This window comes from Pseudomonas sp. LB-090624 (genome assembly GCF_003205205.1).
Taxonomy (GTDB): domain Bacteria; phylum Pseudomonadota; class Gammaproteobacteria; order Pseudomonadales; family Pseudomonadaceae; genus Aquipseudomonas.
This window is the reverse complement of the sequence record NZ_QJRL01000011.1, coordinates 17337-30741: the sequence shown is the minus strand read 5'-3', so window position 1 is coordinate 30741 and position 13405 is coordinate 17337. Positions and strand designations below refer to the sequence as shown.

Annotated in this window: 12 protein-coding genes; 9 read left to right on the top strand and 3 right to left on the bottom strand. The window is 63.8% G+C overall.

Features of this window, described 5'->3' with window-relative positions; genetic code table 11:
* Positions 1 to 88: 88 nt before the first annotated feature.
* From DMX11_RS12940 to tldD, 3 genes are read left to right on the top strand one after another with little or no spacing between them, the layout of a single operon-like run.
* Positions 89 to 3910, top strand: a complete 3822-nt coding sequence (locus tag DMX11_RS12940) for a YhdP family protein (RefSeq protein ID WP_110744884.1) — start codon at positions 89 to 91, stop codon at positions 3908 to 3910.
* A gap of 14 nt (positions 3911 to 3924) precedes the next feature.
* Positions 3925 to 4776: a carbon-nitrogen hydrolase family protein gene (locus DMX11_RS12935; RefSeq protein WP_110744883.1), complete on the top strand. Its 852-nt coding sequence runs from the start codon at positions 3925 to 3927 to the stop codon at positions 4774 to 4776.
* 2 nt (positions 4777 to 4778) lie between these two features.
* Entirely contained in the window at positions 4779 to 6218 is a 1440-nt protein-coding gene (gene tldD, locus DMX11_RS12930) for a metalloprotease TldD (protein ID WP_110744882.1), read from the top strand.
* Between the two features lie 57 nt (positions 6219 to 6275).
* Here tldD and yjgA read toward each other — a convergent pair whose 3' ends face one another.
* Positions 6276 to 6797, bottom strand: coding sequence for a ribosome biogenesis factor YjgA (yjgA, locus tag DMX11_RS12925; RefSeq protein ID WP_009683052.1), 522 nt, complete (start codon positions 6795 to 6797; stop codon positions 6276 to 6278).
* Between the two features lie 108 nt (positions 6798 to 6905).
* Between yjgA and pmbA the strand changes: the two genes are divergently transcribed.
* From pmbA to DMX11_RS12895, 6 genes are all read left to right on the top strand, one after another.
* Positions 6906 to 8252 (top strand): metalloprotease PmbA, encoded by a 1347-nt coding sequence (pmbA, locus tag DMX11_RS12920; RefSeq protein WP_110744881.1) that lies wholly within the window; start codon positions 6906 to 6908, stop codon positions 8250 to 8252.
* Between the two features lie 141 nt (positions 8253 to 8393).
* Positions 8394 to 8795: a FagA protein gene (locus tag DMX11_RS12915; RefSeq protein ID WP_110744880.1), complete on the top strand. Its 402-nt coding sequence runs from the start codon at positions 8394 to 8396 to the stop codon at positions 8793 to 8795.
* Positions 8788 to 10164, top strand: a complete 1377-nt coding sequence (locus tag DMX11_RS12910; RefSeq protein ID WP_110744879.1) for a lyase family protein — start codon at positions 8788 to 8790, stop codon at positions 10162 to 10164. The genes DMX11_RS12915 and DMX11_RS12910 overlap by 8 nt, the downstream gene beginning before the upstream one ends.
* A 27-nt stretch (positions 10165 to 10191) precedes the next feature.
* A complete protein-coding gene (locus DMX11_RS12905) occupies positions 10192 to 10653 on the top strand; it encodes a hypothetical protein (protein WP_110744878.1) in 462 nt (153 codons plus the stop codon).
* Position 10654: 1 nt separating this feature from the next.
* Positions 10655 to 11266 (top strand): superoxide dismutase, encoded by a 612-nt coding sequence (locus DMX11_RS12900; protein ID WP_110744877.1) that lies wholly within the window; start codon positions 10655 to 10657, stop codon positions 11264 to 11266.
* An 11-nt stretch (positions 11267 to 11277) separates the two neighbouring features.
* A complete protein-coding gene (locus DMX11_RS12895; RefSeq protein ID WP_110744876.1) occupies positions 11278 to 12171 on the top strand; it encodes a ZIP family metal transporter in 894 nt (297 codons plus the stop codon).
* 87 nt (positions 12172 to 12258) lie between these two features.
* Here DMX11_RS12895 and DMX11_RS12890 read toward each other — a convergent pair whose 3' ends face one another.
* Positions 12259 to 12531 (bottom strand): HPr family phosphocarrier protein, encoded by a 273-nt coding sequence (locus DMX11_RS12890; RefSeq protein WP_110744875.1) that lies wholly within the window; start codon positions 12529 to 12531, stop codon positions 12259 to 12261.
* An 18-nt stretch (positions 12532 to 12549) separates the two neighbouring features.
* Positions 12550 to 13404, bottom strand: a complete 855-nt coding sequence (gene rapZ / locus DMX11_RS12885) for an RNase adapter RapZ (protein ID WP_110744874.1) — start codon at positions 13402 to 13404, stop codon at positions 12550 to 12552.
* Position 13405 lies beyond the last annotated feature (1 nt).

Genomic DNA, 13405 nt, shown 5'->3' with positions numbered 1-13405 from the left:
GGCCTTCTGAACTACGCCGCGGCATTGTCACGCTGGCAAAACCTGCGCGACGGGCCATCATGGATAAACGACTTGGAGGGCCACGGCCATGGGACGTCTGACCCGCGTTCTTGTCGCCTTGACCCGCTGGGGGCTGGGCATTTGCGCCCTGTTGGCGGTATTGGTGGCGCTGTACGTCAGCCTCGGCCGTGAACTGGTGCCCCTGGTAGCCGAGTATCGCGCCGATGTAGAGAGCAAGGCCGAGCAGGCGCTTGGCCTGCCCGTGCATGTAGGTGCGCTTGAAGGGCACTGGAGCGGCCTGGCGCCGGTGCTTCGGGTGCGCGACCTGCAGTTGGGCGAGGGCGCCAAAGCGTTGCGGCTGGATGAAGTCATGGTAGTGCCCGACATATGGGCCAGCCTCACCGCCCGTGAGGTGCGCCTGGCGCGCATCCAGCTGGGTGGCTTGCAGCTCATCCTGCGTGAGAACGACCAGGGCGCCTGGAACCTTGAAGGGCTGCCGAAGAAAGACGACACGCCGCTGGACCCTGCCAACCTGCTGCAGCGCCTGCGCCAACTGGGCCGCGTCGATGTGTTCGACAGCCAGGTCACCGTATACCCCTGGCAGCGCGACCCGCTGACCCTGACTTACGTCAGCGCGGGCCTGCAGGCCGGTGCTTCGCGCCAGGCATTGGACCTGCGGGCGACCTTGCCCGATGGCCAGCCATTGGCGCTGAGCCTGCATAGCCGGGTGTCGGCCAAGGCCTGGCGCGATGGTGAGGTTGAGGCCTATCTCAGCTTGCCGCAAAGCGACTGGTCGCGCTGGTTGCCGCCAAGCCTGCTGGGGCAATGGCAGGCTGATACCCTGCGCGCGGGGGGTGAGTTCTGGGTCGAGTGGGGCAAGAGACAGTTGCAACAGGCCGTGGTGCGGCTCAACGCTCCGGAGATGAAGGGCGCCTACAGCGGGCGCAAGGCTGCCACCCTGAATAACCTGGCCCTGGGTGCCTGGTTCCAGCGTCGGGAGCAAGGCTTCGACGTGGCCGTCGACTCGCTGGCCATGGACATCGGCAAGACGCGCTGGGAATCGCACCTGCAGTTGCAGCAACGTCCTGGCGAGAACGACGCTGATGAACGCTGGCAGGTTCAGGCCGACCGGCTTGACCTGACGCCATTGACCCCGCTGATCAATGCCCTGGCACCGCTGCCGGACAAGGTCATGGCCGTGGTCGATGGCCTGAACGTGACTGGCGCACTGCGTAATGTACGGCTGGAGGCCCGGCCCAAGGCTGAAGGGGATCAGCGCCTGCAATTCGCAGCCAACCTGGACAAGGTCGGCTTCGATGCCTACCACAATGCCCCGGCGGCGGGTAACGTCAGCGGTAGCATCAGTGGTGACCTGGGGCACGGTGAACTGCGCCTCGACACTGATGCGTTCATGCTGCATTTGTACCCGATCTTCGCCAAGCCCTGGCATTACCAGAAGGCCAATGCGCGGCTGGTCTGGGCACTCGACAAAGACGGCTTCACCCTGATTGCGCCGTACCTCAAGGTGCTGGGCGAGGAGGGCAAGATCGCCGGGGACTTCCTGATTCGCCTGTTGTTCGAGGAAGGCCGCGAAGACTACATGGACTTGCGGGTTGGCCTGACCGAAGGCGATGGCCGCTATACCGCCAAGTACCTGCCCGAGGTCCTCAGCCCGGCACTGGACGAGTGGTTGCGCAGTGCAATCGTCAAGGGCGCCGTGGACGAAGGTTATTTCCAGTACCAGGGCTCGCTGAACCACGGCGCGGCGCCTGAAGCGCGCAGCATCAGCCTGTTCTTCAAGGTGCATGACGCTGCGCTGGACTTCCAGCCTGGCTGGCCTCAGGTACAGCACGTGGATGGCGATGTCTTCATAGAAGACAGCGGCGTACGCATCAAGGCCCAGCGTGGTGTGCTGCTCGACACCAAGGTCAGCGATGTGACGGTGGATATCCCACATGTCCAGGAGGGCCAGCCCAGCCACCTGTTCCTCGATGGCGACTTTGATGGCAGCCTGGGCGATGGCTTGAGGATTCTCAAGGAAGCGCCGATTGGCACAGGTGAGATCTTTGCCGGCTGGGAGGGCGAGGGGCCGCTCGAAGGCAAACTCAAACTCGATATCCCGTTGGCGCATGGGCAGCGGCCGAAAGTGCAGGTCGACTTCGCCACCCGCGATGCACGCCTGAAAGTTGCCCCGCCGAGCCTGGAGTTGAGCCGCCTGAAGGGGGACTTCAGCTTCGACTTCGACAAGGGCCTGAGCGGCAAGGCCATCAGCCTGCAGGCGTTCGGCAAGCCGGTAACCGCACAAATCACCGCCGAAGGCCAGGCCGGGCAGATGCAGACCCGCATCGATGCCAATGGCCAGGTTTCGCTCAAGGCGCTGACCGACTGGTTGCAGTTCAACCAGGCTTTGCCGGCATCCGGTGACCTGCCGTACCAATTGCAGCTCAGCCTGGGCAGCCGGGACAACCGCCTGAGCGTCACCTCCAGTCTCAAAGGGCTGGCCATTGACCTGCCAGCGCCGTTCGGGAAGGCCGCTGCCGATACCCGTGACAGCCGTTTCAGCATGAACCTGCAAGGCCCGGAACGACGTATTGACGCTACCTACGCCGACCTTGCCCGTTTAGCCTATGCCGCGCCGGGTGACAACCTGGCCCAGGGGCGGGGCGAGTTGCTGTTGGGTACAGGTGACGCCCAAGTTCCGGCCGGCCAGGGCCTGCGGGTACGTGGGCGTCTGGATACGCTGGATCTGGCACCTTGGCAGGAGCAGGCGGCGCGTTTGGCCGGCGACGACCCGGGCGGTAGTGCGCGACAGAAACTGCAAAGCGTTGACCTGAGCATTGGCCAGTTGAAAGCCTTCGGCATGGACCTGAACCAGGCGGTGGTTCGCCTGGCCCGGGGCGGCCCGGCCTGGGACCTGCGCCTGGACAGCAAGGAAGTCATCGGCAACGCCCGGGTGCCGGATGCCAAGGGCGCGCCCATGGTCGTACGCATGCAGACCTTGCGCCTGCCCGCGCCCAGCCCAGCTGAAAAGCAAGCTGAAGAACAAGCCCAGGATGGCCCCGACCCGCTGGCGTCGTTCGACCCGCGCAAGGTCCCGGCGCTGGACCTGAGCATCGACAAGCTGTACCGAGGTGACGACCTGTTCGGCAGTGCCGCGGTCAAGCTGCGGCCAACCGCGCGTGGTGTGACCGCCAGCGATATCGACCTCGACTTCAAAGGCTTGCGCATCGACGGCGGCGGTGGCTGGGAGGGCGAAACCGGCAAGACCAGCAGTTGGTACAAGGGCCGCCTGGATGGCGAGAACCTGGCCGATGTCCTCAAGGCCTGGGGTTTTGCCCCGACGGTGACCAGCCGAGATTTTCGCCTGGACGTTGACGGCCGCTGGCCGGGCTCACCGGCTGCGGTGGGCCTCAAACGTTTCTCGGGCAGCATGGACGCGGCGTTGCGCACGGGCCAGTTCGTCGAGGTCGAAGGCAGCGCCCAGGCCTTGCGGGTGTTCGGCCTGCTCAACTTCAATTCGATCGGTCGCCGTCTGCGCCTGGATTTCTCCGACCTGTTCGACAAGGGCCTGGCTTATGACAGGGTTAAAGGGCTGCTGGTGGCCAGTGATGGGGTCTACGTGACCCGCGAACCGATCACCATGACCGGCCCGTCGAGCAGCTTCGAGCTGGAGGGCACGCTGGACATGGTCCGTGACCAGGTTAATGCCAATCTGCAGGTCAGCCTGCCGGTGACCAACAACCTGCCGCTGGCCGCGCTGATCGTCGGCGCGCCGGCAGTGGGCGGGGCGTTGTTCCTCGTCGATCGGCTGATCGGTGACCGGGTGTCGCGCTTTGCCAGCGTGCACTACCGTGTCGAAGGCCCGTGGAAAGAGCCTAGAATCACCTTTGTGAAACCTTTCGAGAAATAGAGCCAGGAGTGCCCATGAAGGCAGCGGTAATCCAGATGGTCAGCCAGGACGATGTGCTGGCCAACCTGCAGCGTGCCGGCGCCCTGTTGCAGCAGGCTGCATTGGGCGGCGCGCGGCTGGCGGTGCTGCCGGAAAACTTTGCCGCCATGGGCCGCAAGGACGCCGCTGCCATAGGTCGTGCCGAAGCCTTGGGTGAAGGGCCGATCCTGCCATGGTTGAAACGTACTGCTCGCGACCTCAAGTTATGGATAGTCGCCGGTACCTTGCCCCTGCCGCCGGTCGGGCAGCCCGAGGCCAAGGCTCATGCCTGCTCGCTACTGATCGATGAACACGGCGAGGTAGCAGCGCGCTATGACAAGCTGCACTTGTTCGACGTGGACGTGGCCGACAACCGCGGGCGTTACCGTGAATCGGATGACTATGCCCACGGCGCCCAGGTGGTGGTGGCTGATACGCCGGTTGGGCGGCTGGGGCTGAGCGTGTGCTACGACCTGCGCTTTCCCGAGTTGTACAGCGCATTGCGCGCTGCCGGTGCAGAACTGATTACTGCTCCGGCGGCCTTCACGGCAGTGACTGGCGCCGCGCACTGGGAAGTGCTGGTGCGGGCCCGGGCCATCGAAACCCAATGCTACCTGCTGGCTGCGGCGCAGGGCGGCACCCACCCAGGCCCCCGGGAAACCCATGGCCATGCGGCGATTATCGACCCTTGGGGCCGCATCATCGCAGAACAGGCGCAAGGCGAAGCGGTACTGCTCGCCGAGCGCAACATTGAAGAACAAGCGTCCATCCGGGCGCGCATGCCGGTGGTATCGCACCGGCGCTTTTTTTCGCAGGGCGCGTTGCGACCTGCGCACACCTCGGAGTGACTATGAGCCAGATGTTATCCACCGTCAGTGAGCAGCTCCTGGCCCCAGGCGGCTTGAGCCTGGACAGCCTGCAGAGCGTGCTGGGTGAGTTGGCCGGCCCCGGCATCGACGCCGCCGACCTGTATTTCCAAGGCCAGATCTCGGAAACCTGGGCGCTGGAAGACGGCATCGTCAAAGAGGGCAGTTTCAACCTGGACCAGGGCGTCGGCGTGCGTGCCCAGTCTGGGGAAAAGACCGGTTTCGCCTACAGCAACGCCATCAACCTCGAAGCACTGACTTCGGCAGCCCGCGCTGCCCGTTCGATTTCCCGTGCCGGGCAAAACGGCACGGTGCAGGCCTTCCGCAGCCAGGACGTGACCGCCCTGTACGCAGCGGATAACCCGCTGGACGTGCTCAGCCGTGCCGAGAAGGTCGAGCTGCTCAAGCGTGTCGATGCTGCCACCCGTGCGCTCGACCCGCGTATCCAGCAGGTCAGCGTCAGCATGGCCGGGGTATGGGAGCGCATCCTGATTGCGGCCGCTGATGGCAGCCTGGCCGCCGACGTGCGCCCGCTGGTGCGCTTCAATGTCAGCGTCATCGTCGAGCAGAATGGCCGTCGCGAGCGTGGCGGGCAGGGCGGTGGCGGCCGTACCGACTACCGTTTCTTCACCGAAGAGCGGGTCATGGGTTATGCCCGCGAGGCGTTGCGCCAGGCCCTGGTCAACCTGGAAGCGATCCCGGCACCGGCCGGTACCTTGCCGGTGGTGCTGGGCTCGGGCTGGTCGGGCGTGCTGCTGCACGAAGCGGTCGGCCACGGCCTGGAAGGTGACTTCAACCGCAAGGGCAGTTCAGCGTTCAGCGGACGGATTGGCGAGAAGGTTGCGTCGAGCCTGTGCACCATCGTCGACGATGGCACCCTCGAAGGCCGCCGCGGCTCGTTGAGCGTGGACGACGAAGGTACCCCGACCGAGTGCACCACGCTGATCGAGAACGGCGTGCTCAAGGGCTACATGCAAGACAAGCTCAACGCGCGCCTGATGGGCATGGCGGTGACCGGCAACGGCCGCCGTGAGTCCTACGCGCACCTGCCGATGCCACGCATGACCAACACTTACATGCGTGCCGGCGAAAGCGACCCCCAGGAAATCATCGCGTCGGTGAAGAAGGGTATCTACTGCGCCAATCTCGGTGGTGGCCAGGTGGACATCACCAGCGGCAAGTTCGTGTTCTCGACCAGTGAAGCCTACCTGATCGAAGACGGCAAGATTACCGCACCGGTGAAGGGCGCGACCCTGATCGGCAACGGGCCGGAGGCGATGAGCCGGGTGTCGATGGTCGGTAATGACCTGGCGCTGGACAGCGGGGTGGGGACGTGTGGCAAGGACGGGCAGTCTGTGCCGGTCGGGGTAGGGCAGCCGACCTTGAAGCTGGATGCGATTACCGTGGGCGGTACCGGGGCTTGAGGGCTTCGGGAACCGTTGTGGGGGCGGGCATGCCCGCTCCCACAGGGTCCCGGTCCGTCAGCGTAGCCCGCGCTGCAACTCGTCGAGGTCGCGAATGTACTTGAAGACCTTGCGCGCGGCGGCCGGTGGTTTGTTCCGGGCCTTTTCGTGCTGGGCATGGCGCACCAGCGAACGCAGCTGCTGGCGATCGGTGTCGGGGTATTCGTTGACGAAGCGCTCGAGGTCTTCGTCGTTACCGTCGATCAACCGGTCACGCCAGCGCTCCAGGCCATGGAAGCGCTCGTTGTACTGGCGGGTCGAGCTGTCCATCTGCTCGAGCAAGGCATGGATGGCATCCAGGTCCTGCACGCGCATCAGCTTGCCGACAAACGACATGTGGCGTTTGCGGGCACCATGAGCGGTGTGCTTGCTGGCCTCGGCCAATGCCTTGCGCAGCTCGTCGGTCAGCGGCAGGCGCGCCAGGGTATCGGCCTTGAGCGTGGTGAGTCGCTCGCCGAGTTCGACCAGGGCATGCAGCTCGCGCTTGATCTGGGTTTTGCTTTTTTCGCCGTCGAAGGCGTCGTCGTTTGAATCAACCATGGTGGCAGTCCGCTAAGAATCGCCGCCATGATAACCAGTCGGGGGCCGCTTGTCCGGCCCGGTCGTAGAATGACCCTCGCCGAACGCAGAATTTGAGTGGAGAGAACCATGAGTGCAGTCCAGAGCGTAGGTCCGAAAGACCTGCCAGCATTGCAGGAGCAGGTCGAGGCGATCATCACCGAGGCGCGCCGCCAGGGGGCCAGTGCCTGCGAAGTGGCTGTGTCGCTGGAGCAGGGCCTGTCCACCACCGTACGCCAGCGCGAGGTCGAAACGGTCGAGTTCAACCGCGACCAGGGCTTTGGCATCACCCTCTACGTTGGCCAGCGCAAAGGCTCGGCCAGCACCTCGGCCAGTGGCCCGGACGCGATCCGCGAGACCGTCGCTGCTGCCTTGGCCATTGCCAAACACACTTCCGAGGACGAATGTTCGGGCTTGGCCGACGCGGCACTGATGGCCCGTGAAGTCCCCGACCTGGACCTTTATCACGACTGGGACATCGAGCCGGAGAGGGCGATCGAGATGGCCCAGGCGTGTGAGGCAGCCGCTTTCGACGCCGACCCGCGCATCCTCAACGCCGATGGCACCACCCTCAATACCCACCAGGGCTGCCGTGTGTATGGCAATAGCCACGGCTTCATCGGCGGTTATGCCTCGACTCGCCACAGCCTGAGCTGCGTGATGATTGCCGAAGGCGACGGGCAGATGCAGCGTGACTACTGGTATGACGTGAACCGCCAGGGCAGCCTGCTGGCCGACCCGCGCAGCATCGGCGTGCGCGCTGCCCAGCGGGCCGCCAGCCGCCTGGGCGCACGGCCGGTGCCCACTTGCGAGGTGCCGGTGTTGTTCTCGGCTGAACTGGCCGGCGGCCTGTTCGGCAGCTTCCTGTCGGCGATTTCCGGTGGGAACCTCTACCGCAAGTCGTCGTTCCTCGAGGGCACGATCGGTCAGCGCTTGTTCCCGTCCTGGCTGACACTCGACGAGCGCCCGCACATCCCGCGTGCCCTCGGCAGTGCTGCATTTGACGGTGATGGCCTGGCTACCTATGCCAAGCCGTTCGTCGACAAGGGTGAGCTGGTGTCGTACCTGCTGGGGACTTACTCGGGGCGCAAGCTGGGCCTGCCGAGTACGGCCAACTCGGGGGGTGTGCACAACCTGTTCGTCAGCCATGGTGTCGAAGACCAGGCTGCATTGATTCGCCGAATGGGCCGCGGGTTGTTGGTAACCGAGTTGATGGGGCATGGTTTGAACATGGTGACAGGTGACTACTCCCGCGGTGCGGCGGGTTTCTGGGTAGAAAACGGCGAGATCCAGCATGCCGTGCAGGAAGTCACTATCGCCGGTAATATGAAGGATATGTTCCAACAGATTGTCGCGATTGGCAGCGATCTTGAAACCCGTAGCAATATTCACACTGGCTCGGTGCTGATCGAGCGCATGACGGTTGCGGGTAGCTGATCTCTAGTCTGTCCCGGCCCTTTCGCGGGCGCACATCTGAAGACCCGGCCCTCGCGCCGGGTTTTTTTGATTCATCACCTTTCTCTTGAAGTGATTCTGTTTATCAATTAATAATGAATATCATTATCCAGTAACTCGGCGATGATGTTCATGAAACCCGTCCTCCGCGAACTGCCCTACCTGGAAAACTGGCGCTGGCTCAGCCGGCGTATTCGTTGCGCACTTGAACCTGACGAGCCGCGCCTGATCGAGCATTACCTGGCCGAAGGCCGCTACCTGGTGTGCTGTACCGAGACCTCGCCATGGACGGTGGCGCTGACCTCCTTCCGCCTGCTGCTGGATACCGCCTGCGACCGCATGCTGCCCTGGCATTGGCGCTGCCTGTGCCTGGACCAGGCCTGGCGCCCGCTGCTGGACCTGCGCAATCTCGACCGCCAGGAACGCAACCAGCGCTGGCAAACCTACGCTCTGCAGCTGGCTGACTGCCGCCTGCTGCCGTCGATTTCTCCCGATGAACCGATGCAAGGATTTGATGATGAGTGATACCCGTATCGAGCGTGACAGCATGGGCGAGCTGCAGGTGCCGGCCCAGGCCCTGTACGGTGCCCAGACCCAGCGCGCGGTCGACAACTTCCCAATCAGCGGCCAGCGCATGCCGGCCCAGTTCATTCGTGCGCTGCTGCTGGCCAAAGCTGCTGCCGCCAAGGCTAACGTCGAGCTGGAGCAATTGACTGCCGCGCAGGGCCAGGCCATCGGCAAGGCCGTCGAGCAATTGCTGGCCGACGACTTCATTCAGCACTTCCCTGTGGATGTGTTCCAGACCGGTTCCGGCACCAGCTCGAACATGAACGCCAACGAGGTGATCGCTACCTTGGCCAGCCGCGTTCTGGGTGAAACAATCAATGCCAACGACCACGTCAACTGTGGCCAGAGCAGCAACGACATCATCCCCACCACCATCCACGTCAGTGCGGCGTTGGCGCTGCACGAGCAGCTGTTGCCGGCGCTGAGCCACCTGGCCCAGGTGATCGAGGCCAAGTCGGTGCAAGTGCATCAGTATGTCAAAACCGGCCGGACCCACTTGATGGATGCCATGCCGGTGCGCATGAGCCAGGTGCTGGATGGCTGGGCCGCGCAGGTAAACGGCGCCAAGGCACACATCCAAGCCACCCTGCCGAGCCTGCAGGCGTTGGCCCAGGGCGGCACCGCCGTGGGTACCGGCATCAACGCTCACCCACAGTTCTCTGCCAGCTTCGCCCGCCAGCTCAGCGGCCTGACCCAGGTCGAGTTCACCCCGGGGCAGAATCTGTTTGCCTTGATCGGCTCGCAGGATACCGCCGTGGCCCTCTCCGGCCAGCTCAAGACCACCGCAGTGGCACTGATGAAAATCGCCAACGACCTGCGCTGGATGAATTCCGGCCCGTTGGCCGGCCTTGGGGAGATCGAGTTGCAAGGCTTGCAACCGGGTTCTTCGATCATGCCGGGCAAGGTCAACCCGGTGATTCCGGAGGCCACAGCCATGGTCGCCGCCCAGGTGATCGGCAATGACGCCACCATCGCCGTGGCTGGCCAGTCTGGCAACTTCGAGCTGAACGTGATGCTGCCGGTGATTGCCCGCAACCTCCTGGAAAGCATCGAGCTGATGGCCAACGTCAGCCGCCTGCTGGCCGACAAGGCCATCGCCAGCTTCAAGGTCAACGAGGGCAAGCTCAAGGAAGCCCTGGCGCGCAACCCGATCCTGGTCACTGCGCTGAACCCGATCATCGGCTACCTCAAGGCCGCCGAAATCGCCAAGACCGCCTACAAGCAGGGCCGTCCGATCATCGATGTGGCGCTGGAGCACACCGACCTGTCGCGTGACCAGCTTGAAGCGCTGCTGGATCCGGAAAAACTCACCGCTGGCGGCATCTGACCCTGCGTTGCCGCCCAGGAGACCACCATGCAGCACTGGAAACGCACCACGGAAACCGCCAACCGCCTGTTCGAGCAAGGCGAGCTGGTCGATGCCCGGGAACACTACCTGCAAGCCTTGGCGCTGGCCCAGGTGCTGTTCGAGCGCTGGCATGACGTCGACGAAGCGGTGGCCGCGTTCGTCATCGCCCACCACAACCTGGCCGACCTGCACCTGCGCCTGAACCAACCGCAGGAAAGCGCCGACTACCTGTGCGCCGCTCACCAGCGGCTGCTGCGGGCCAGCCAGGAGGCGCGCTTGCCGCAGCCGCTGCGTGATGCCGCCTTGCGCCACAGTGGGCGCACCTACACCGAACTGCTGAGTTTCATCGCCGAGTACGGCCAGTACCCGCGTACGGAACGCCTGCTCAACCGCCAGGGTGCCGGTGCCAGCGAACTTGCTGGCCAGCCGCACATGGCGCCCAGAACCCATGCCTACGGAATTCACTGACATGCCTCATACCCTGCCTGCAATGCCTTACGCCTACGATGCGCTGGAACCGCACATCGACGCCCAGACCATGGAAATCCACCACACCAAACACCACCAGACCTACGTCAACGGCCTCAATGCCGCCCTCGAAGGTACCGAATGGGCTGAATGGCCGGTGGAAAAACTGGTCGGTGCGGTCAAGCAACTGCCGGAACACCTTCGCGGTGCTGTGACCAACCACGGTGGCGGGCACGCCAACCACAGCCTCTTCTGGACCGTGATGTCGCCGCGGGGCGGTGGTGAGCCTGTCGGCCAGTTGGCTCAAGCGGTGGCTGCACAACTGGGCGGTTTCGAGGCCTTCAAAGAGGCATTCACCAAGGCTGCACTGACCCGCTTTGGCAGCGGCTGGGCCTGGCTCAGTGTCACACCGCAGAAAACCCTGGTGGTGGAGAGCAGCGGCAACCAGGACAGCCCGCTCATGCACGGGAATACGCCGATCCTTGGTCTGGACGTGTGGGAGCATGCCTACTACCTGAAGTATCAGAACCGTCGTCCGGAATACATCGGTGCGTTCTACAACGTCATTGATTGGGCAGAAGTGGCACGCCGTTACCTCGAAGCCCTGAAGTGAGTCGAACCGGTATGCGCTCTGAGGTGATGTCTGTCAGCAGTGTGCGCCTGTTCCGCCTGGCGCTTGGGACTTTGCTTTTGCTGGCCGGCACCGCGCTGCTGGTAGCGCGTGGCCTAGCCTGGCTGGACCTGGAGCCCCGCATGCTGCGCGCCCTGGAGGGCGGTGCAGTCTGCGCACTCGGCACGGCGTTGGGCGCAGTACCGGTACTGGTCATTCGCAACATGCCGGTGGCACTGGCCGATACGCTGCTGGGCTTCGGCGCTGGCGTGATGCTGGCGGCCACCGCGTTTTCCCTGATCATCCCGGGTTTGGGCGCGGCCCAGGCCATTGGCTTCAGCCCTTGGGGGGCGGGTGGCCTGATCAGCTTTGGCTTGTTGTTCGGTGCGCTGTGCCTGTTTCTGGTTGACCTCAAGGTGTCTGGCGCTTCCCCAGAAGCGTTGGTCGGTACCGGCAACCAGCCGGTGATTGCTGCGCGTATCTGGCTGTTTGTCATTGCCATCATCGCGCACAACATCCCCGAAGGCATGGCTATCGGTGTGTCAGCCGGTGGTGGCATGGCCGACGCCGACAGCCTGGCCATGGGCATAGCCTTGCAGGATGTGCCTGAGGGGTTGGTCATTGCGCTGGTGCTGGCCGGGGCGGGCATGTCGCGCTTCAGGGCCTTCCTGATCGGCGCCGCGTCAGGCTTGGTCGAGCCGGTGGCCGCAGTGATCTGTGCCTGGCTGGTGAACATTGCCGAACTGCTACTGCCGCTGGGCCTGGCCTGCGCGGCGGGGGCGATGCTGCTGGTAGTGACCCAGGAGATCATCCCGGAATCGCGCAGCAACGGCCATCATCGCTTGGCCAGCCTGGGGCTATGTATTGGCTTTTGCCTGATGATGGTGATGGATACCGCGATGTCCTGATCGGTCATCAGGATAATCGGGATGGCTGTGGGGGGGCGGCCTTGCGTAGCGCCCCGTCGATCCTGAGCAGCGCAGGTAAACTGTGGGTTATTCGCCTTCGTCGAAGAAGTTGTTGATCAACTCGACCAGCGCATCCATGGCATCGGTGTCCTGCTCACCCTCGGTGTGCAGGTGCACCTGGGTACCTTTGCCAGCCGCCAGCATCATCACTGCCATGATGCTCTTGCCATCCACCAGTTTGTCCGGCGCGCGGCCTACCCGTACTGTGCAAGGGAAGCGGCCGGCCACGCCGACGAACTTGGCTGCCGCCCGGGCATGCAGACCCAACTTGTTGATGATGGTGATTTCGCGGGCGGGCATTTAGGGTGGATCCTTGGGCTAGAGGTCGCGGTGGCGGACCTGGACGTTTTTCAGGGACTGTTGCAACTGTTGACCAAGGCGCTCGGTGATGTATACCGAACGGTGGTGACCGCCAGTGCAGCCAATGGCAATGGTGACGTAGGCTCGGTTGCTGGCGGCAAAGCGTGGCAACCACTTGAGCAGGTAGCTGGAGATATCGTTATACATGTCTTCGACATCCGGCTGTGCGGCCAGGTAATCGATAACCGGTTGATCGAGGCCGGAATGCTCACGCAATTCGGGCTTCCAGTACGGGTTGGGCAGGCAACGCACATCGAACACCAGGTCAGCGTCGACCGGCATGCCGCGCTTGAAGCCGAACGACTCGACCAGAAACGCAGTGCCAGGCTCGGGCTGGTTGAGCAGACGCAGCTTGATCGAGTCACGCAACTGGTACAGGTTCAGGTTGGTGGTGTCGATCTTGAGGTCAGCCAAGTCGGCGATCGGCCCCAGTAACTCGCTTTCTACGCGGATCGCTTCGGCGAGCGAGCGGTTGGCGTTGGTCAGCGGATGGCGCCGGCGGGTTTCCGAGAAGCGCTTGAGCAGCATGTCTTCGTCGGCATCCAGGTACAGCACGTCGCACTGGATGTGCCGGGCACGCGCGTCTTCAAGCAATTCCGGGAAGCGCGTCAGGTGGCTGGGCAGGTTGCGCGCATCGATCGACACGGCCACCTTGGGTTGCAGCAGTTCAGTGTTGATCAGTGCATTTTCCGCCAACTGTGGCAGCAGCCCGGCAGGCAGGTTGTCAATGCAGTAGAAACCGTTGTCTTCCAGGACATCGAGGGCGGTGCTCTTGCCGGAGCCGGAGCGGCCGCTGACAATGATCAAGCGCATG